The 20,442-nt window shown below is 55.0% G+C and carries 22 protein-coding genes; 11 read left to right on the top strand and 11 right to left on the bottom strand.

The genetic code is table 11. The annotated features are described in order from the left end of the window. Positions 1 to 67: 67 nt before the first annotated feature. On the bottom strand, positions 68 to 601 hold the full coding sequence (locus QV747_RS01780) for a C40 family peptidase (protein ID WP_273427995.1): 534 nt from the start codon (positions 599 to 601) through the stop codon (positions 68 to 70). Then, the gene (locus tag QV747_RS01775; RefSeq protein WP_273427998.1) at positions 594 to 1,472 is read right to left on the bottom strand and encodes a histone deacetylase family protein; all 879 of its coding nucleotides are present in this window, start codon (positions 1,470 to 1,472) and stop codon (positions 594 to 596) included. The genes QV747_RS01780 and QV747_RS01775 overlap by 8 nt, the downstream gene beginning before the upstream one ends. Positions 1,473 to 1,599: 127 nt before the next feature. On the opposite strand from QV747_RS01775, the gene QV747_RS01770 reads away from it, so the two are divergent. The 11 genes from QV747_RS01770 (at position 1,600) to QV747_RS01720 (ending at position 12,545) form a co-directional block, all read left to right on the top strand. Further along, positions 1,600 to 2,532 carry a MoxR family ATPase gene (locus tag QV747_RS01770; protein WP_273428000.1) on the top strand — a complete coding sequence of 311 codons (933 nt, stop codon included), beginning with the start codon at positions 1,600 to 1,602 and terminating at the stop codon, positions 2,530 to 2,532. Continuing rightward, positions 2,532 to 3,497 (top strand): DUF58 domain-containing protein, encoded by a 966-nt coding sequence (locus QV747_RS01765; RefSeq protein WP_273428002.1) that lies wholly within the window; start codon positions 2,532 to 2,534, stop codon positions 3,495 to 3,497. Before QV747_RS01770 ends, QV747_RS01765 begins: the two co-directional genes overlap by 1 nt. Before the next feature lie 3 nt (positions 3,498 to 3,500). Next, positions 3,501 to 5,459 carry a DUF3488 and transglutaminase-like domain-containing protein gene (locus QV747_RS01760; RefSeq protein ID WP_273428005.1) on the top strand — a complete coding sequence of 653 codons (1,959 nt, stop codon included), beginning with the start codon at positions 3,501 to 3,503 and terminating at the stop codon, positions 5,457 to 5,459. 226 nt (positions 5,460 to 5,685) lie between these two features. Further along, entirely contained in the window at positions 5,686 to 5,961 is a 276-nt protein-coding gene (gene yajC, locus QV747_RS01755) for a preprotein translocase subunit YajC (protein ID WP_373277555.1), read from the top strand. A 61-nt stretch (positions 5,962 to 6,022) separates the two neighbouring features. Then, the gene (secD, locus tag QV747_RS01750; protein WP_047393827.1) at positions 6,023 to 7,849 is read left to right on the top strand and encodes a protein translocase subunit SecD; all 1,827 of its coding nucleotides are present in this window, start codon (positions 6,023 to 6,025) and stop codon (positions 7,847 to 7,849) included. A gap of 18 nt (positions 7,850 to 7,867) precedes the next feature. Next, complete coding sequence (gene secF / locus QV747_RS01745) at positions 7,868 to 8,803, top strand: protein translocase subunit SecF (protein ID WP_028448915.1); 936 nt, start codon at positions 7,868 to 7,870, stop codon at positions 8,801 to 8,803. A gap of 70 nt (positions 8,804 to 8,873) precedes the next feature. Next, positions 8,874 to 9,515, top strand: coding sequence for a DedA family protein (locus QV747_RS01740; protein WP_034618688.1), 642 nt, complete (start codon positions 8,874 to 8,876; stop codon positions 9,513 to 9,515). 8 nt (positions 9,516 to 9,523) lie between these two features. After that, positions 9,524 to 10,429 (top strand): malonyl-ACP O-methyltransferase BioC, encoded by a 906-nt coding sequence (bioC, locus tag QV747_RS01735; RefSeq protein ID WP_028448913.1) that lies wholly within the window; start codon positions 9,524 to 9,526, stop codon positions 10,427 to 10,429. Between the two features lie 38 nt (positions 10,430 to 10,467). Next, a complete protein-coding gene (bioD, locus tag QV747_RS01730) occupies positions 10,468 to 11,160 on the top strand; it encodes a dethiobiotin synthase (protein ID WP_273428012.1) in 693 nt (230 codons plus the stop codon). Between the two features lie 44 nt (positions 11,161 to 11,204). Further along, the gene (locus tag QV747_RS01725) at positions 11,205 to 11,783 is read left to right on the top strand and encodes an SCO family protein (protein ID WP_231550508.1); all 579 of its coding nucleotides are present in this window, start codon (positions 11,205 to 11,207) and stop codon (positions 11,781 to 11,783) included. Between the two features lie 3 nt (positions 11,784 to 11,786). Then, the gene (locus QV747_RS01720) at positions 11,787 to 12,545 is read left to right on the top strand and encodes a flagellar brake protein (protein ID WP_047393834.1); all 759 of its coding nucleotides are present in this window, start codon (positions 11,787 to 11,789) and stop codon (positions 12,543 to 12,545) included. A 119-nt stretch (positions 12,546 to 12,664) separates the two neighbouring features. On the opposite strand, the gene QV747_RS01715 is transcribed toward QV747_RS01720, so the two are convergent. The 9 genes from QV747_RS01715 to QV747_RS01675 form a co-directional block, all read right to left on the bottom strand. Continuing rightward, positions 12,665 to 13,810, bottom strand: a complete 1,146-nt coding sequence (locus tag QV747_RS01715; RefSeq protein WP_273428017.1) for an MFS transporter — start codon at positions 13,808 to 13,810, stop codon at positions 12,665 to 12,667. After that, a complete protein-coding gene (locus tag QV747_RS01710) occupies positions 13,807 to 14,169 on the bottom strand; it encodes an EscU/YscU/HrcU family type III secretion system export apparatus switch protein (protein WP_273428020.1) in 363 nt (120 codons plus the stop codon). The genes QV747_RS01715 and QV747_RS01710 overlap by 4 nt, the downstream gene beginning before the upstream one ends. Continuing rightward, on the bottom strand, positions 14,153 to 15,241 hold the full coding sequence (locus QV747_RS01705) for a flagellar hook-length control protein FliK (protein WP_273428021.1): 1,089 nt from the start codon (positions 15,239 to 15,241) through the stop codon (positions 14,153 to 14,155). Before QV747_RS01705 ends, QV747_RS01710 begins: the two co-directional genes overlap by 17 nt. A 2-nt stretch (positions 15,242 to 15,243) precedes the next feature. Continuing rightward, positions 15,244 to 15,627 carry a DUF2802 domain-containing protein gene (locus tag QV747_RS01700; RefSeq protein WP_273428023.1) on the bottom strand — a complete coding sequence of 128 codons (384 nt, stop codon included), beginning with the start codon at positions 15,625 to 15,627 and terminating at the stop codon, positions 15,244 to 15,246. A 7-nt stretch (positions 15,628 to 15,634) separates the two neighbouring features. Further along, on the bottom strand, positions 15,635 to 15,961 hold the full coding sequence (locus QV747_RS01695) for a flagellar protein FliT (RefSeq protein ID WP_288791463.1): 327 nt from the start codon (positions 15,959 to 15,961) through the stop codon (positions 15,635 to 15,637). After that, positions 15,948 to 16,391, bottom strand: a complete 444-nt coding sequence (gene fliS / locus QV747_RS01690) for a flagellar export chaperone FliS (protein ID WP_273428028.1) — start codon at positions 16,389 to 16,391, stop codon at positions 15,948 to 15,950. Before fliS ends, QV747_RS01695 begins: the two co-directional genes overlap by 14 nt. A gap of 15 nt (positions 16,392 to 16,406) precedes the next feature. Further along, positions 16,407 to 18,404, bottom strand: a complete 1,998-nt coding sequence (gene fliD / locus QV747_RS01685; RefSeq protein ID WP_273428031.1) for a flagellar filament capping protein FliD — start codon at positions 18,402 to 18,404, stop codon at positions 16,407 to 16,409. 29 nt (positions 18,405 to 18,433) lie between these two features. Beyond that, positions 18,434 to 18,820 carry a flagellar protein FlaG gene (locus tag QV747_RS01680; protein ID WP_028448902.1) on the bottom strand — a complete coding sequence of 129 codons (387 nt, stop codon included), beginning with the start codon at positions 18,818 to 18,820 and terminating at the stop codon, positions 18,434 to 18,436. Positions 18,821 to 18,904: 84 nt separating this feature from the next. Then, a complete protein-coding gene (locus tag QV747_RS01675; RefSeq protein ID WP_034618684.1) occupies positions 18,905 to 20,371 on the bottom strand; it encodes a flagellin in 1,467 nt (488 codons plus the stop codon). Between the last annotated feature and the right edge of the window lie 71 nt (positions 20,372 to 20,442).

Genomic DNA, 20,442 nt, shown 5'->3' with positions numbered 1-20,442 from the left:
AAGGGTTATGGCAAAACGTATTGGGTCTATCCCCAGCCGCCGTGCGGTTTAGCGGCCGATCAGAGGCTTAGCGTGTGGCAAACAGCGAGCGGCCACCTTCAAATCGGGTGGCGAAATAGGCTTTATCCAGCGATTCGATCCGCACTCGCCCTTTGCTGGACGGTGCATGGATAAATTGCCCATCCCCCAGATAAATGCCCACATGCGAAAACGGCGTGCCTAGGGTATTAAAAAACACCAAGTCACCGGCCTGTAGCTGCTGCCGGCTCACTGGCCGTGCGGCCTGCGCCATTTCGGCCGCGGTGCGGGGCAGCAAGACATTCAGCGCATTTTGATACACATAGCGCACCAAGCCACTGCAATCGAGCCCGGCCTCGGGATTATTGCCGCCGAACTGGTAGCCGGTATCCAGTAAGCCCAGCGCCACCATTACCACTTCGCGAGCGTCGCCCGACACTTCGATTTTACTTAATGATGGCTTGGTGGGTATTGAGCCAGAAGGCTTATTAGTACTAGGTTTGGTTGAGGTACACCCACCCAGTATGGCGAGTACTGCAATGATGATGACCGCCGATTGGTGCGGGCGCAGCAATTTAGGCATCGGCCAACACCTTAATATGTTCGGTTACGCTACGGGCCAGCGCCGACAACTCGTAGCCGCCCTCCAGCATCGACACAATCCGCCCCTGCGCATGCGTGGCTGCCACTTTCATCAGCTGGCGGGTAACCCAGGCATAATCCGCTTCCACCAGCCCCATTGAGCCCATATCGTCTTCTAAATGCGCATCAAAGCCGGCCGAGATAAAGATTAGTTCGGGCGCAAAGGCATTCAAGGCCGGCAACCACTGCTCAGTCACGACTTCGCGAAACTCAGCCCCACGGCTGGCGCGCGGCATCGGCACATTCAGCATATTCGGGCCTTTGGGTACATCACCCGAATAGGGAAAAAACGGGTGCTGGAAGATACTTACCATCTGCACTCGCGGCTCATCAAAAAACGCGTCTTCGGTGCCATTGCCGTGGTGAACATCAAAATCCACAATCGCTACTCGGCTCAGGCCGTAGTGCTCCAGCGCATGCCGGGCGGCAACGGCGATATTATTCAGAAAACAAAACCCCATCCCGCGGCTGCGCTCGGCATGGTGGCCTGGCGGGCGCACCAGACAAAACACATTCCCCGCCCGCCCCTGCATCACCATATCCACCGCCTGCACGCCAGCGCCGGCGGCATAATAGGCCGCATTGAGCGAATACGGATTCATGGCGGTGTCGGGCTCGAGGTGTACATGGCCTTGCGCCGGGCTCATCAGCGCCAGTTTGTCGAGGTATTCAGCTGGATGCACGCGCAGCAATTGCTCGCGTTCGGCTGGCTGGGCCTGCACATGCAAGAGGTAATCCCAGATACCCGAGGCCATCAGCCGATCTTGTATCGCGGCAATCCGCTCCGGACACTCCGGATGCCCCTTGCCCATATCGTGCAAACTGCACGCTGGATGCCCAATTAATGCCGTTGCGCCGCTAGACCCGTACAATCGGTTTACCTATGATTGAAACTATTCTGTTGCAAAAGTTTACGCCTCAGCGCCAGCAAGGAAAAGAATGAGCCCGCAAAGTCGCGAATTATTACAACGGCTACACGCCGCCGAACAACAGCTCAATGACATTATTCTGGGCAAAGCGCCTACCTTGCGGCTGGCGCTGGTGTGCCTGCTGGCGCAAGGGCATTTGCTAATCGAAGACGTACCCGGCGTAGGCAAAACCACGCTGGCCCATGCACTGGCGACGGTACTGGGACTGAAATTTGCCCGGGTGCAATTTACTAGCGATCTGCTGCCGGCAGATTTACTGGGTGTATCGGTGTATGAGCGGCAAACCGAGCAGTTTCGCTTTCACCCTGGCCCGATTTTTACCCAGCTGCTGCTCGCGGATGAAATCAACCGCGCTACCCCCAAAACCCAATCGGCGCTGCTCGAAGCCATGGCCGAACAGCAAGTGACGATCGATGGACAAAGCAATCCGCTGCCCAAGCCGTTTTTTGTCATCGCCACCCAGAACCCGCAAAACCAGATCGGCACTTTCGCCCTACCCGAATCGCAGCTGGATCGGTTTTTGCTGCGGCTGGAATTGGGTTATCCCGATGCGCGGGCAGAGCGCGCCTTACTTACCGGCCAAAGCCGCCGCGACCTGCTCGCCGGCTTGCAGCCTGCGCTGACACCGGCGCAGCTGTTGGCCGCCCAGCGCACCATTGAAGACATCAAACTGGCCGAGCCGGTGCTCGATTATATTCAGGCCTTGATCGCGGCCACCCGCGAAGATCAACGCTTTAGCTGTGGGCTTTCGCCACGGGCGGCGCTGGGCTTGGTGCAAGCGTGCAAAGCCGCAGCATGGCTTGCCAATCGAAGTATGGTTATCCCGGAAGATGTGCAGCAGGTCTTCCCCGCTCTGGCTGGACATCGCTTGCTGCTGCGGCAAAGCGGCCGCGCTGATCCGCATTGCGCCTTGCAGTTACTGCGTGCGGTGGCCATTCCCTGATGTGGGCCAATCTAAAAGCCGCCCTGCTGGCTTACTGGCAGCGTTTTTTGAGCCGCCAGCACCCCGCACAGGCCGGCCGGCTGATCATTCGCCACCAGCGGCTGTATATCCTGCCCAGCGTGTATGGTGTGGGCTATGGGCTGGTGGCGCTGACCATGCTGGTGGGGGCGCTGAATTATCAATTGAGCTTGGGCTTTTTTTTCTGCTTTTTATTGCTGGGCATTGCCCACGCTATTTTGCTGCGCAGCTATGCCAATTTGCTCGGCATGGCGATCAGCGCAGGTGAAGCGCAAGCGGTCTTTGCCGGCGAAGATGCGCTGTTTCCGATTTTGCTGCACAACGATAAAACCCAGCCGCGACTGGGAATTACCTTGCAGCTAGGCCAAGGTGAGCCGGTGCAGTGCTCACTGCTGGCCGGCCAAAGCCATCAGCAACTCCTGTTACCGCTGGCCACGCGCCAGCGTGGCTGGCTGAGCCTACCGCGCTTTACTATCGCCAGCAGCGCCCCGCTGGGCTTGTTTCGCTGCTGGACTTACGCTGAAGTCGCCAGCCAAGTGCTGGTCTACCCCCAACCGGAAGAAAACCCACCGCCACTACCCGTGGGTGGCCAGCAAGGTGACGGGCAACAGTTGGTCGCGGCCGGGCAGGATGATTTTGCCGGGCTACGCAGTTTTCAGCGCGGTGATGCGCTGCATGACATCGCCTGGAAACAATCCGCCCGCAGTAATGAGCTACTCATTCGCCAATATCAAAGCCCGCAAAGCGAACAGCTATGGCTGTCGCTATCGGCGCTCACCCAGCTCCCGCTTGAGGGGCGGCTGTCCCGCCTGTGCGCCTGGGCCATGCAGGCACATGCCGCCGGGCGCAGCTACGGCTTAGAGCTAGGTAGCCAGCAAATCCCGCCCGGGCATGGCCACGCCCATTTGCATCAATGCCTGCGCGCGCTGGCCGAGTACGCGGGGTAAGCCATGGCCAAAGCCCACACCTTGCTCGCGTTGCAACACCAACAATGGCTGAGTATCACCCTGGCTATTTGTAGCTTGCCGCATCTGGTGCAACAGCCACCGTGGCTAGCCGCTTGCCTGGCGCTGGTGTTATTGGTATTCAGCAGCCTCAGCCCCGATTGGCGCAGCCGCATTCCGCGCTGGAGCACCTGGCTACTGGCCGGGGTCGTGGCCACCCTAGTTTGGCAGGCGCATAACACACTGGTGGGGCGCGAAGGCGGTGTGGCCGTGCTATTGGCACTGGCTATCGTCAAGCTCCTCGAGACTCGTACGCGGCGCGATGCGCGGGCTTTATTGCTACTGATGTTTTTACTGACGGGAGTGGCTTTTTTGCACGGGCAAGAGCCGTGGCAAGCCGCCTACGCCCTGCTGGCCAGCGTGGCGATCATTGCCTGCGCACAGCACATTGAAAACCAGATACTCCCACTAGGTAATAATCTAAAAGCTTCAGGCAGAATACTCTTGGAAGGCATACCCATTGCCATCCTGCTATTCGTATTATTTCCACGCCTGCCTTCACCACTGTGGGCCGTACCCGATAGCCAGCAAGCGCGCACCGGTCTATCTGGCGAAGCAATGACCCCGGGTAACATTGCCAATCTGATACAAAATGACAGCATTGCTTTCAGGGTGAGTTTTCAAGGCCCCGCCCCGGATAGTGCCGCCCTGTATTGGCGCGGCCCGGTTTTTGATGATTTTGATGGTGAACAGTGGAAACCGGCCTACGCCGACAGCGCCCCGCAGGCGGCGATTCGCTTTACTCAGGTGCCACAAATCAGCGGTGAAGGCCCCGCCATCCAGTACACCATTACGCTCGAGCCCAATCAGCAGCCATGGTTGCTCGCGCTGGATATGCCGGTGCAGATTCCTGCGGGCACGGCGCTGAGTAATCGCTTGCAGCTGATCAACCCCACCCCAATCACCGAACGTAAGCGCTATAGCGCCACCTCATTGCTGCGCTGGCAAACCCGGCACGATACTGACGAGCAAATCATGCGCAGCCTCACCTTGCCGGTGGCGGGTAACCCGCAAGCACGCGCGCTAGCCAGTCGCTGGGCCAGCTTACCCCCCGCCTCACGGGTGCAGGCTGGTTTGCAATGGTTGCAAACGCAGGGTTATCGCTACACGCTCAGCCCACCGCTGTTGCAAAGTCGCGACCGGGTGGATGAATTTTTATTTCAGAGCAAACTGGGGTTTTGCGAGCATTACGCCAGTGCGTTTGCCTTTTTGATGCGCGCCGCACAAGTGCCAGCACGGGTGGTAACCGGCTATCAAGGCGGTAAAGCCAATGGTGATTACTGGATTGTGCGCCAAGCCGAAGCCCATGCCTGGGTGGAAGTATGGCTAGCCGAGCAAGGCTGGCAGCGGGTCGACCCCACGTTTGTCGTGGCGCCTAGCCGGATTAACGAGGGGCTGGCCAATGCCGTCAATACCGCCGAGCTGCCGTTTATGCTGCGCAATGACAATGCCTGGCTGCGGCTGGCCCGCTTGCGGCTGGATGTACTGGTCAATCACTGGAATCAATGGGTGGTCGGCTTTGATCAGCAAAAGCAGCAAGATTTGCTGAAAAAACTGGGGATTGAGGATTTTCTGTCGCTCAGTTTTCTCGCCTGGCTATTTGGCGGATTGCTGCTGACCTTGGGCGGCTTTGCCGGCTGGTTACTCTACAAACACCGCCCGGCACGACTTGATGCGCCTAGCCGCGCTTTGCGCCAGCTCGAGCGTAAACTGCAACTACCACGCGAGCCCAGCGAAACCGTGAGTGACTATCTGGCCCGAGCCAGCCGCCGGCACCCCAGCCTAGCGCGCCGGTTGCAGCAAATCGGCGCGCTGTATCTGGCTTGCCGCTATGCCGAGCAGGCCGAGAAACTAGGCGCACTCCGCCGCGCCATAGCTGCATTGCCAGCCCGCAGCAGCCGCTGAGCACGGGAACCTTTTTCGCGCCAAGCGACTCAGACGCGGTTCGCCTTTATCACAAATCAAGCCCACATCACTTCGGACGGACAAAAGGCGGCCGGCTGGTAGATTTTCGCTGGCTCAAAGGCTAGAATGGTCCGCCTTTGTTGGGCTTTACACACGGAAACGAAATAAACCTATGTTTATCACTCCTGCATACGCCGCAGCTGCGCCGGCAGAACCAAGCGCTTTCATGTCATTCTTGCCAATGATCGTGATCTTCGTGATTTTCTGGTTCCTGATGATCCGCCCTCAGCAGAAAAAGGCCAAAGAGCACCAAGCGATGCTCACCGCCCTGCAAAAAGGCGATGAAGTTGTGACCAATGGCGGGATTGTTGGCCGCATCGTCAAAATCAAAGAACAAGAGCAATACCTCAGCATCGAAATCGCTGACGGCGTTGAGATTGTGATTCAACGTGCTGCCATCGCCTTGCGCGTGGAAAAAGGCACGCTGAAAAACAGCAAGTAATACCGAAAAACAATAATACCAACCAACGCGGCAGCGCCCTGCTGCCGCGCAGGGGCACAGCATGAATCGCTATCCGCTCTGGAAGTATATCCTCCTCGTCGTTACGCTTATTGCCGCAACGCTCTATACCCTACCCAACTTCTTTGGTGAAAGCCCTGCCGTACAGGTCTCTAGCGCCCGCGTGACCGTCAAAGTCACTGACGCGATGATCCAGCAAGCCACCGAGATCGCCACCGCCGCCGGGGTTAAACCGATCGATGCCTACTTTGAAGCTGGCTCGGTCAAGTTGCGCTTTAAAGACACCGACAGCCAGATCAAGGCCAAGGATGCGATTCAAGCCAAACTGGGCAACGATTATGTGATTGCGCTCAATCTGGTATCGGACACCCCGGCCTGGCTAAGCAAACTGCACGCCAAACCGATGGTGCTCGGTCTGGACTTGCGCGGCGGGGTGCACTTCCTGCTGGAAGTAGACATGAAAGCCGCCGTGGATAAAGCGCTGGAAAAAACCGCCGGCGATGTGCGCCGCGAACTGAAAGATAAGAAAATCCGCTACGGCAAAATCAGCAAAGAGCGTGATCGGGTGGAAGTGCAATTACGCGATGCCGAAACGCTGGTGGCAGCCAATAAAGCGCTGACGCCGGTTTTGGCCAATCTGACCGTGAGCCCGGTCAGCGCCGATGGTAATTACAAACTGGTGATTAGCTATCCAGCCGCGACCCTGCTGCAACTGAAAAACGACGCGGTTAAACAAAATATCACCACCCTGCACAATCGGGTGAATGAGCTGGGCGTAGCTGAGCCGGTGATCCAGCAGCAAGGCGAAGGCCGGATCGTGGTGCAGCTGCCGGGCGTGCAAGACACCGCCAAGGCCAAAGACATCCTCGGCCGCACCGCCACACTGGAAGTGCGTCTGGTGGAAGACGACCAAGCCAAGCTGACCGAAGCCCTGAATGGCAATGTACCTGCCGGTTTCGAGCTGATGACCGAGCGTCGCGGCGAAGGCAAAAGCACGCCAATCCTGGTGCGCAAAGAAGTTGAGCTGACTGGTGAAAACATCAATGACGCGCAAGCCGGCTTTGATGAAAACAACGGCGCGGCTGTGCATTTGAATCTGGATTCAACTGGTGCTCGCATCTTTAAAGACCTGACCCGTGAAAACGTGAACAAACGCATCGCGATGATCTTGGTTGAAAAAGGCGTGGGTGAAGTGGTTACTGCGCCAGTGGTGCGCGGCGAAATTGGTGGTGGCCGCGTACAGATTTCTGGCTCGATGAATACTGCCGAAGCCAACGATACCGCCCTGCTGCTGCGCGCGGGCTCGCTGGCAGCGCCAATGAATATCGTTGAAGAGCGCACTATCGGCCCATCACTGGGTAAAGAAAACATCAGCAAAGGCTTTAACTCCACGCTGTATGGTTTCCTAGCGATTGCCGTCTTCATGGTGATCTACTATCGCGTGTTCGGGGTGGTATCGGTACTGGCGCTGGGCGCGAACTTGTTGTTCCTGATTGCGTTGCTGTCACTGCTGGGCGTAACGCTCACCTTGCCTGGGATTGCCGCGATTGCACTGACCCTCGGGATGGCGATCGACTCGAACGTACTGATTAACGAACGGGTACGTGAAGAATTGCGTGAAGGCCAGAGCCCACAAGCGGCAATCACCAACGGCTACAAGCACGCTTGGGATACGATTCTGGATTCCAACATCACCACGCTGATTGCCGGCCTGGCCTTGCTGATCTTCGGTTCGGGCGCGGTGCGCGGCTTCGCCTGGGTGCATTGCCTGGGGATTCTGACTTCCATGTTTAGTGCCGTATTTGTATCACGCGCACTGGTGAATCTGATTTATGGTTATCGTCGCCGCCTGGCTACGCTGGCTGTGTAAGGACGGGAAAGCATCATGATTGAATTTTTCCATGTAAAACGCGACATCCCGTTTATGAGCTATGGCAAGCTCACCACGGCGATTTCTCTGGCGACTTTTGTAGTGGCGGTGTTCTTTTTGATCACCAAGGGTCTGAATTTCGGGGTGGAATTCACCGGCGGCACGGTGATGGAGCTGCGCTATCAGCAATCCGTGGAGATCCAGCAAGTACGCCATGGGGTAGAAGCGCTGAAATACGGTGAAGTGCAAGTGCAATCGCTGGGTACCACCAAAGACGTGATGGTGCGCATCCCCAATATCAAAGACAAATCCAGCGCTCAGCTTTCAAACGAAGTACTCAATTCCTTGAAAAAAGAGCGTCCAGATGTCGAGCTGCGCAAAGTCGAGTTTATTGGCCCATCAGTGGGTGACGAGCTGTTTAGCCACGGTCTGACTGCGCTGGCGCTGGTTTGCGTGGGCATTATTGCCTACCTGATGATCCGCTTTGAATGGCGCTTTGCCTTCTCGGCCATCATCGCCAATATGCACGACGTGGTGATTATTCTGGGCGTGTTTGCCTTCTTCCAGTGGGAGTTCAGCCTGACCGTACTGGCCGGGATTCTGGCGGTATTGGGCTATTCGGTGAATGAGTCGGTGGTGGTGTTTGACCGGATTCGCGAGAATTTCCGCAAACCGAATCTGCGCGGCAAAACCGTACCTGAGATCATCGACAACGCTATTACCGCCACCATGAGCCGGACCATCATTACCCACGGCTCAACCGAGGCCATGGTGTTGGCGATGCTGCTGTTTGGTGGCGCTGCGTTGCATGGCTTTGCAATGGCCCTGACCATTGGTATCGTCTTCGGGATTTACTCATCTGTACTGGTGGCCTCGCCCCTGCTACTGATGTTTGGCGTAACCCGCGATAGCATGGTCAAGCCAGTGACCGTAAAAGAAGAAGCAGTCGTTTAATCTGCAGCTGATTTAATAGACCGAACGCCGGCTGTGGTCGGCGTTTTGTTTATGTATCGCACAAGGATCAATGATGGAACACTTTATCGATATCTTCCTGCATCTGGATGTGTACCTAGCCCAGCTGGCTCAGCAATACGGCCCTTGGATTTACGCCATTCTGTTTGCGGTGATTTTCTGCGAAACCGGCTTAGTGGTCACACCATTTCTGCCCGGAGATTCACTGCTGTTTGTGGCTGGCATGCTGGCCGGCACTGGCGCCATGAATATTCACTTTATGGTCGTGTTGCTGTTTATCGCTGCAGTACTCGGTGATGCACTCAACTACACCATTGGCCGCTATTTCGGGCATAAATTATTCGCCCGGCCAAACTCGAAGATTTTCCGGCAGGAATACCTGCACAAAACGCATGAGTTCTTTGAAAAATATGGCGGCAAAACCATTATCATTGCCCGCTTTGTGCCGATCGTGCGCACCTTTGCCCCATTTGTAGCCGGTATGGCAGAGATGACCTACCGCAAGTTCTTTGCCTACAACGTGATTGGGGCGGCACTGTGGGTGGGCTCGCTCAGCTACGCGGGGTATTTGCTGGGCAGTATTCAGTTCATCCAAAAAAATCTGACCATCATCATCTTGGGGATTATTTTCATCTCCATCCTGCCGGGTCTGATTGAAATCGCAAAACACAAGCTGGGTAAAGCCCAAGCTTGACGAGAACTATGGCTGAAGACTTTTACACCGATAAGGCGGCCGTACGAGCCGCCTTTGACAAAGCTGCGGCCACCTATGACGCTGCCGCCGTATTGCAGCGTGAAGTAGTTGAACGCATGCTGGAGCGGCTGGCGCTGATCCGCTTGCAACCCAACATCGTCGTGGATGCCGGCTGTGGCACGGGGTATGCCCTGACAGGCCTTAAGCAGCAATATCCTCAAGCCCATACCCTGGCTCTGGATCTCGCTCCCGCCATGGTGCGCACGGCGCTGAACAAACACAGCCAGACGGGCCTGAGCAGCCTCTTTGGCCTTTTGGATAAACAGCGGCCTTGGCCGCTCTGTGCCGATATCGAACGACTGCCTTTGGCCGATAATTCGGTCGATCTGATCTGGTCTAGCCTCACGCTGCAATGGTGCAATACGCCGGATCAGGCCTTTGCCGAATTTCAGCGCGTACTCAAACCCGGTGGCCTACTGATGTTTGCCACGCTGGGCCCCGATACGCTCAAAGAGTTGCGCACCGCCTTTGCCGGCATTGATGGCCATGAGCATGTGAATCGCTTTATCGATATGCATGATTTGGGTGATGCGCTGGTGCAGCAAGGCTTTGCCACCCCGGTGATGGATATGGAATACCTCACCCTCACCTACCAAGATGCCAAATCGGTGATGCAAGATCTCAAGAGCATCGGCGCTAGCAATCACATGCTAGGCCGGCGTAGCGGCCTGCTGGGCAAAACCGCCTGGCAACGGGTGCAAGCGCAGTACGAGCCGCTGCGCCGCGATGGCAAACTGCCTTGCACTTATGAGGTGGTTTACGGTCACGCCTGGAAAAACGAGCGCCAACGGCCACAAGGTCAGCGCGCCGACGGCAGCCAAATCATCGAATTTCGTCCTCGCCCGCCGCGCTAAACGGCGCTCGGGTTTATTATTTGTCCCCACCATCGATCATGGCTATTGCTCCTCGCTATTTCATCACCGGCACCGACACCGAAGTGGGTAAAACCGTGGCCACCGCGCAGCTCTTGCGCGCACTCAATCAGGCCAATATACCCGCAGTAGGTATGAAGCCAGTCGCCTCAGGCTGTGTGTTTCAGGGCGATATACTGGTCAATGAAGATGTTGAACTACACCGCGTAGCCAGCCCGATTGCAGCGCCGCCAGAGCTCAGCAACCCCTATCGTTTTGTGCCACCGATTTCGCCGCATTTGGCGGCGGCCGAAGCCGGCGTGAATATCGATCTAGCTCATCTCTTGGCCTGCGCTGAGCAACTGCAAACCTACGCCCACACGGTACTGATTGAAGGTGCGGGGGGCTGGTTTGCGCCGCTGAGCACTCAGGCGCGCATCGCCGATCTGGCCGTGGCCCTCAAGGCACCGGTGATTCTGGTGGTGGGTATGCGGCTGGGCTGTATTAATCATGCCCTACTCAGCCAAGCCGCGATTGCGGCCAGCGGTTTGCCGCTGGCCGGCTGGATAGCCAATCGGGTCGATCCAAACATGCAGCGCTATAGCGATAATCTGGCCTATTTGCAGGCGAATATCGCCGCCCCGCTGTTGGCCGAAATCGAGCACAGCCCAATGGCGGCGCAGGCTTGTCTCAATCCACAAGCAATCGACCGACTAAAATTGCACAAGCTGTAAAGCTCGCTTACCATCAATTTAACGCCTTACCGATGACTGTTTACATGCGCCGTTTGTTGTCTCTGTTTTCCTTGCTGGCTGCGGCTTTGCTGCTCAGCGCCTGTGCTAAAAAACTCACCTTTCAGGGGAGCGACATTAGCGACTCGCAAATCGGCCAAAATTTCACCCTGCAAGATCAGCACGGCAAGCCGCGTCAACTGAGCGACTTTCAAGGCAAAGTGGTGGTGCTGTTTTTTGGCTATACCTCCTGCCCTGATGTCTGCCCCACTACGCTGGCCGAGCTGCGCACCAGCATGCAACAACTGGGTGATGCCGCCAAAGAGGTCCAGGTCTTGTTTGTGAGCGTTGACCCTGAACGTGATACGCCGCAACTGCTGGCGCAATATGTGCCGGCATTTAACCCCAGTTTTATTGGTTTAACCGGCAGTAAGGCGCAGATTGATGAGACCGTCAAAGCCTTTCGTGCGGTCTATCAAAAACAAGGTAACGGCCCGCATTACACTGTGGACCATACCGCCGGCACTTATCTGATCGACCGCAATGGCCAGACGCGCGTACTAGTCAATTATGGTGCGGGAGCCGCCGTCTTTACCCACGATATCCGCCAGCTGCTGGAACAGTAAGCCATGAGCGAACAAGAACCCATCGTCCATCAGCCGATTAGCGACAAAGAAGACATCGCCCAGTTTCTGTTGCGCACGCCGCTGGAAATTGCGCATGTATTCCGCGCCCTGATTCAAGCCAAAACCAATGTTGGCCTGTATTTCAATGCCGGGCGCGACATGATGATTAGCCGTGTGCTGCAAGTTGATGTAAAAGAGAAAGTCTTCATCATTGATATTGGCAGCCACGAACCGACCAATCAGGCTTTGCTAGGCACCACCAAAGTGCTGTTTGTCACCGACCTGGATGGAGTAAAAATCCAATTCAGCACCGATACCCCGCGCCGGGTGAATTTTGAAGGCAAACCCGCTCTGCAGCTGCATTTCCCGGCCGACATGATCAAACTGCAGCGGCGCGAGTATTTCCGTCTCACCACGCCGATTACTAGCCCGTATACCGTGAGCCTTAATCGGGCCGGCAATGCCCTCACACTTGAGCTGCACGATATCTCACTGGGTGGGATGGGCATCTGGCTAAAAGATGATCAGGTGGGGCTATTTGAAACTGGGCAGATTTTGCAGCAAGCCAGTATCGACCTAGGCCCCACTGGCCGCTTTCCAGCTGATTTGCTAGTGCGCAATCTGCACCCAGTGCAATTACGCCAAGGCGCGCCACGCTGGATGCTGGGCGTGAGCTTTATGGAATTAAGCCGCGGACAGGAATCGGCCTTGCAACGGCTGATGGTCCAGCTGGAACGAGAGAAAAAAGCCCTGCTCGGTTAATGGGTGCAACTTAATATTAATATTATCGCGCCCCAAGCACCGATCAAAACAGCAGGTATAGCGCTGCAAGCCATATTATCCAAAGCTTGCAGCCCAATACCCCAAACTAAGCCACTAGATCACCAGCGAATCCGCGGCGTTAATACCGCGATGAGCAGCGCTGCCACGCCAACCACCGCCATCCCCCACGCCATGCTGGAATGATGGGCCACAAAGCCAATCACTGGCGGCCCCATCAGCGCACCAATCGAGCCCATCGTCGTGACAGCAGCGAGTGACACCGCCCCTTGTTGCGCGGCCGCAGCGTACACGCACGGCGAAACGGCCGCCATGCCGATGCCGACTAATGCAAAGCCCAGCAGCGCGGGCACCATGCTACCAATCAACAGCGCCACTAATAAGCCGCCACCGGCCAATGAGCCTCCCCAGAGCAAGAGTCGGGCCGCACCAAATTGCGTACGCCACTGATCACCAAACCAGCGGGCAATAAACATCGTGACCGAGAAAAAGGCGATGCCCAATGGCGCCCATTGGGCCGATGCTCCGGTTTCTTCTTTCAGATACAAGGCCGACCAATCAGACATCGACCCCTCCACGATGGTGCCAAACAGCGCCATCAAACCCAGCCATAGTGCAATCCCGGTGGGTAAGGCAAAACGCTTGCCACCTTGCTGCGCTTGCGCTTGATCCGGATGCAGATGCGGAATCGATACCGCGACAGCCGCCCATAAAATCAGCGCCCCAGCCAGAAAATGGGGCCATACCCCTGCGCCAAATTTGCTCAGACCACTGGCAAACAGTGCCGCCAGCAAACCACCGAGGCTAAACACCGCATGCAGCCGCGACATAATCGCTTGCTTGCCACTGGCTTCCAGCAGCACGCCTTGCGCATTCATCCCGACATTCAGCAAGCTTGCCAACACGCCCTCAACTGCCATCACGGCAATCGCCAAGGGGTAGCTTGGCGCCGCCGCTAAACCCAGCAACACCAATGGAATCAGAGTGCCGCTAATGAGGCAGGCGGTTTTCGCACCATAGCGTTGCAAAATTTTGGCGGTAAGCGGAAAGGAAAACACCGCGCCTAAGCCACTGGCCAGCAGCAAAAAGCCGACTTCGGCCGTAGTGAGGCCCAATTGTAATTTCAGATCGGGAATCCGCGAGGCCCAAGTGCCAAAGTTGAAACCCAACACCAGAAATAAGGTAGCGACAGCCAGCTGGCTGCGACGAAGATTGCCGCTGTGTGCAGCGAGAGGGGAATGAGTCACGAATGATCCGTTGATTGAGATGCGGCTCCAGCCGCAGGTGGCTCGGCCTGGTTTTGCTCAGCTAAATGGCTAAAATCTGGCGGCAGGATGTCTTCACCCCGCTCCAGCATGTAAATAAAAGCCAGTAATTCTGCCACAGCCCGATACAGTTGCGGAGGAATCTGGCTATCCAGATCCACCTGCATCAGTAGCGCCACCATTTCTGGCGAATCATGGACAAATACACCAGCCTCTTTGGCTTTGGCGATGATACGCTCGGCCAACAGCCCATTACCCTTGGCCACCACACGTGGGGCGCTCTGCCCTTCGCGATAAGCTAGGGCCACTGCGCGCGCCAATCGTTCAGGAGGCTTGTTCATTGCTTGCCTCCCACGCCTGATATTGGGCCGCCGCCAAACTTAAGCCCGCCGAGGCAAAACGGCGCATCACTTCCGGTTGCTGTGCACGGAGTAATTGCAAAGTTGCAGGGTTTTCCGCCTGAAAGCGCAAATTAAACTGACCATCTTGCAATTGAGCGATAACCGTTACACTGCCAAGGCGTGGTAAATCCAGTTGCAGACGGGTTTGCCATTGCCGGCTAGCTGCCTCGGCGCCTTGCGCTTCTTTGTCGTTTGCCAGCTCCAGCTCCCAACGTAGCGGCTGACCGGGCCAAGCCGCGCCTTGCCAAATCAAAGGCTTGTTTTCGACTAGCTCGAGCTGCTGCCGTACGAGTTGCTGCAAATTCGCTTCCGCGACCTTATCGCTTGGTGAACCAGCACTCGCAGCCATGGCCTCGGGTCTGGATTGGGGGTTGCTGGCCGTAGGTGTGGTCAGCGTTTCTTTAGGCGCAACGGGCTGGGCTGGGTCCGCTGAGGCCATGCTGTGCAGCCGCGCTTGGGGCTCCGCCAAGATCTGCGGCAAAGCACGCTCACCATTCACCCATTGCGCCTGATGTGATTCATAAAACAAACCGCTTGTTGCTAAGCGCTGCGCCAGTTGCCCTGCCAGGGCTTTGGGATCGGGCGGCTGTGTAAACAAAGGGTCCGCACCTTCAATCAATGCGGCCGCTTGCGCTCCGCCCCCAGACTGCGCAAATAGGCTACTGATCAGCGTGGCCCCTTTGCTAAGCTCTACATTAGCGGGCTGCTCTAATATCGGTTTGGCTAATTGCTGGGCTTCAAGACGAAAAGTCAGCTCGGGGCTCTTTGCCAGTACCGTGAGTTCAAACTGCTGGCCGGGTTGGGTATTGCGGGGGAGATTCAGATCGAGCAGCTGATTTTTAATCAGCACAGCAAAACGGCCATTATTGAGCTGATTGGTGACTAAGGCCTGCACTTTTTCGCCGACGCTGAGGCGAATATCATCTGGCGCGACCTGAACAGACTCCAGCACCCCCTGTTGAGCGCGGAGATAATTGCCAACCAGAGTTGAGGCTGCGTTAGCCGGGAACATAATCAGCCCTTATAAACGCCTCGGTAAATGGCAACAATCAAATCCGCCTCGGCCCGTGACAGTTGGCATTCAACCATCAAGGCATCCGCATCGGCGCCAAGCTGGGCCATGCGGATCGCCTGGTTGTAACTGGACTCAGCCTGGGCGGCGGGAGCAGGAGCAAGCTCAGGCTCTGCAAGCGGCTGTGCGGCGGCCTGCATGGCACTTAGACGCACTTTAAGAAACTGCACTTCTTCTTGCAGCTCTTGCACTTGGCCAGCCAGCTCTTGCCAGCTAGTTTGGCGGCGCAACTTCCACCAAAACCACAGCACCTCTGCCATATACACCAGAACCACTAACAGGAGTAATAGTGCCGCACTGGGCAGATCAAGAGTGATAGTGGTCATGACAGCCTCAGAATCGGACTTGATAGGCGTTGTGGACTTTTTGTTCCGTGTTCAGATTAGACAGTAGACGAGCTAATTCGGTTTGCCAATTTTGCAAGACGGGCTGTAGCGCTTGAATAAGCTCGTCGGTCCGTTGGATGCAGACAGCCAGCTGTTGCTGTTGCGCAGGATTGAGTCCACCCAATGCTACCGGCAGGGATTGCATTTGCGCCACAAGCGCAGGCACGCGCTCATGCAGCTCATCCCATTGCTCTGTACGTGCCAAGGTTAAGGTGTATTCCAACTGCTGCTGCAGTGCGCAGTGCGCCGCGATGGTTTGTTCAAACACGGCCATATTGCACATCAGGCGTCGTGGCTTGCTGGTTTAAAGCTGGGTCGTTGCCAATTTTTTCCCATGACTCTTTCAAATCACTGAGTAGCTGGGCGGATAGATCGAGTTTTTCTACATCATTGTGCAAATTGGCTTCGAGCAAACTGTAGGCGATGAACTCGTAGAGCGCATCCAAATTAGCCGCCATTTCGCCACCCGCTTCGCGATCCAGACTAAGGCGCAGGCCATCTTCGATAATGGCGATGGCTTTGGATATCGATGCGCCTTTGGCGGCAATGTCTTTATTATTCAGATGCAATTTTGCCAAATGAATTGCTTTGATCGCCCCTTCAAACAACAGCACGATGAGGCGATGCGGCGAGGCCGTATTCACATCCGCATCCAAGCTTTGACTGCCATAGGCCATCATGGCCCGGCGCATATTGGCACTCATGCAAGGCCTCCTGCTTTAACTAAACTTTGGCAAATTGGCCAATTGTTGGGCCAGCGAGCTACTGGTTTGCTGCATTTGAGTCAGCATGGTATCCAGCGCTACATATTGTGCCCGATAACGCGCCTCAATAGCAGTCATGCGTCGCTCAAAAGCTACTTTTTGAGTCTGCACGTCTTTGACTGATTTATTCAAAGCATCCAGCTTAGTTCCAATAGTGCCTTTGCCATCTAGCATTTTGGTCACTGCTTGGCTCAACTGGGCAGCAAAACCCTGCGAAATTGATAAGGAGCCACGCTCACCGATTGCGCCACCCAGCACGGTGAGCTTAAAGCCATCATCGTTATACAGCTTTTGGCCATCCCCTTTCAGCACAACCCCATTTACGGTACCAGCGACATCCGTACCTTGGGTACTCGCACCTGTGGCCAGCCCCAGATCACTACTAGCCGTCGTCACCAGCACTTTCGAGCTTTGGCCATAGCGGTTGGACGTAATGCTAAGCTGATTACTCGCATCCATCGAGACCACCACCGAAGCACTGGCCGCTTTTAAGGTCGCATCAGAGTTAATCCGCGTCTGGATTTCTGCCTGCAATTGTGCAGCGGTATAGGTACCTTCTGCCAAATCGACGCTAACCGACTTATCATCAACTTGCAGCGAAATGGATTTATTCGCACTGGTAATCGCAATCGATCCAGCTGTGAGGTTCACCGAGCTAGCACCCACAAACTTGCCCTGAGTCGCAAGGCTAGTGATTTTCAGGTCGTAATTACCAGCGGCATATTTGCCCAGTGAGTCGACCTTAATCTGGCTATCTGACAAGCGCCCATTGGTAGCAAACAGGCTAGTCACCCCTTCCGGATCATCAGCCATGGCTTTATTTAGCTTGGTTTCATCCAGCTGCATCACCCCATTTTTGTCGATTGAAATTCCAACCTGACTCAGGCGCTTCATATCGCCGCCAGTGAATTCCAAGACTTGATTCATCACCTCACGCAATTCCATCTCGATAAGGCGTGGAGTAGATTCACCATTGAGCACTTGGGCGTTATTCGACTGCCCGACTTGAGTCTTCGAGGTATCAGCTTTGGTCAAATCCCGCATGGTCTTGATGAGATCATTGTAAGACTTAACCATCTCTTTCAGCGGTGCGCTGATTGAGGCTGCGGATTTATTCACTTCTAGCCGAACTGGCGCGGTGGTTACTTTTTGCAGCGTTAGAGTGATGCCATCAATGGCATCAGTGATGCTATTGCCAGGCTTGGTGATGGTAATGCCATCGAGCTTAAAAATCGAATCTTTCGCAGCCTGATTTTGAGTCATATTATTGACTGGCACGGTAGCTGCCGGATTGTAGGCTAGTGCGGATAAGCCCGTAGTATCCGTATTGGTGGGAGCACCACCCGCTTCAGCTACGGTAATGCGCATGCTGTTTGCCGAGCCACTTTCGTTGCTAGATAAAGCCAAGCGATAGCCGGTGCCATCATTAACGATACTGGCTGTAACCCCGCCTTTGGCCTTATTAATCGCATCACGCACCCCTTCGAGGGTGTTATTGGTAGCGTCAATCGTCACCGAAAAAGAGGTGCGTTTAGTATTTGGCGAAAAACCACTGCTATACGAGCCAAAATCAAAGGTCAAAACGCCTTCGCCCACCACATCGGTAGCTTTACCGTAAATCTGGCTAGCTAGCTTTTGCGAAGTTGCCAGTTGGCTAACTTCGATATCATATTTACTCGCTTGCGCAGTGTTACCCGCCGAAATCTTAACTGATGCATCATCAGATGAACTAGCGGAGGTCGAGCCGGTGTAAGAGGCAATATTATTCAGTTTGCCAAGCGAGGTTTGAAAGCTGGAAAGAGAACCTTTAATGGTGCCATAAGCACTCAGTTTTGCTTGCAGGCCGACCTCTTTGACTGTCATTTTCTGCAGCGGCTGCCGCTCGATCGACATCAACTGACTCACAAGGCCGTTGATATCAATCCCGCTCATACCACCCGTGGTAATAGCCATGATTTAGTCTCCTGCTGAGCTGGTTTGCATTAGGCTTTATCGCGAACTAATAAACCCTGCAAACGATCAATTGCTTTGGCGATATTCAAAACTTCTTCAGACGGAATTTGCCGCAGAATTTCTTTCGAGGCAATGTCAATAATTTTGACCGTCCGCATCTTGGTTGCTTCGTCGGTTGAGAATTCCAAGCCAACATCGCGATTCATTGAGCTGATCGTCTCATTGATTTTTTTAACCGCATCGTCCAGTTGCTTGGCTTGTTGCTTAGGATCTAGGGCTTGCACCGCATCGGAAGCGACTGCAACTGCAGGTGCGGCAGACTCCGAGCGCAGTCCAGATACAGCCACCTGGCGCTGACCTTCGTCTTTAAGCATTCCGGGTGTTTGGCTTAAGCCGTTCACAGAATTGATTTGCATGATCATCACTCCTTATGCGGATATGCCCCGAGACCGAAATCCCGGGGCACGCAGCGTACTACTTCACAGCATACTCAGGGCTGATTAGCCACGCAGCAAGCTCAGCACTTGGTTCGGCAAGGCATTTGCCTGGGCCAGCATTGCAGTACCGGCCTGTTGCAACACCTGAGCACGAGTCAGATTGGCGGTCTCATTAGCGAAGTCGGTATCACGAATCCGGCTGCGAGATGCTGACAAGTTTTCAGAAGTAGTCTGCAGGTTTTTGATGGTAGTTTCAAAACGAGACTGGGCTGCACCGTAGGTGGCACGACTACTATTGATCGTCTGAATCGCCGCATCGACAATCCGGATCGCGCTAGTCGCTTTCTCTGCGGTAGAGATATCCAGTGTATTCACTTTGTTGGTTTGATCCGCAACACCGGTACCAAAGATGCCGGTCGCAGCATCAGTGATACTGAAGCCGTTTGCTGAATCCAGTGCCACATAACCCATAGCTTTCAGGCCTGCGGTACCTGAAGTACCTGCTGCAATCGATGCTGAAGCGCCTTTCTGGTAAGTACCATCGTTTTGAATGCGGTCAGCTGAGAACACCAGACCAGACGCACTGCTGGCTTTGCTACCAATCTGCAGATTAGCACCAGTAGAGTTTTCAAGACGAATCTCAGTACCATCTTCAGAAACTTTTGCGGTCACGCCAGTTTGTGAAGAAACTTTATTGATTTCAGAAACCGCTTGCGCCAAACCTTCAGAAGTATTGGTATTGCTCACAGAGAACGACACAGTTACTGCTGAAGTATTGCTTGAAGTCACTTCCAAGCTGTAAGCACCAGAGGCACTAAAATCCAGAGTCGCCAAGGTACGAGCCGATGCACTAACGCCGGTTTCACCATTCACTGCGTTGATTTTGTCAGCCAGTGTTTTAGCTGTATCAGTTGCTGTAACGGCAACGTCTTTAGATTTGATACCACCGACGGTTACAGTGCCCGAAGTATAGGCTGTGGCACTGGTTGGTGCAGCTGCAGAAGCAGAGGCAAAAGTACTCAGACCGTATTTATCGGTACGAACGTCAGCAGTGCCCACGTTGATGGTTTGATTGGCATTGGCACCTACTTGGAATGACATTGAGCCAAAAGAGCCATTCAACAGTTTCAAGCCGTTGAACTCAGTGGTATTAGAAATACGATCCAGCTCGGTAACCAGCTGAGACACTTCAGAATTCAGTGCCTGACGGTCTGAACCCGAGTTCGAACCATTCACAGACTGAACAGCCAGCTCACGAATACGTTGCAGGATGTCGCCTGATGATTGCAGTGCACCCTCAGCAGTTTGCGAGAGTGAGATACCGTCATTGGCATTACGACGAGCTTGGTCCAGACCTTTGATCTGGCTCGTCATCCGTTCAGAAATCGCCAGACCAGCAGCATCATCTTTAGCAGAGTTAATGCGCAGACCTGAAGACAGGCGAGTCAGCGAGGTTGAAAGCGCAGTACCAGTTTGCGCCAGATTACGCTGCGAATTGAGCGACGGTACGTTGGTGTTGATTACTTGCATGATTGTTCTCCTTGGAGAGCGTTATTGCTTTCGCTTACGGACGCACCGCCGCGTCCTTGTAGCATCTATCG

The sequence above is a fragment of the uncultured Chitinibacter sp. genome (assembly GCF_945957625.1).
GTDB lineage: Bacteria > Pseudomonadota > Gammaproteobacteria > Burkholderiales > Chitinibacteraceae > Chitinibacter > Chitinibacter tainanensis.
Note: the sequence above shows the minus strand (reverse complement) of the source record. Positions and strands in the feature narration are given on the sequence as shown.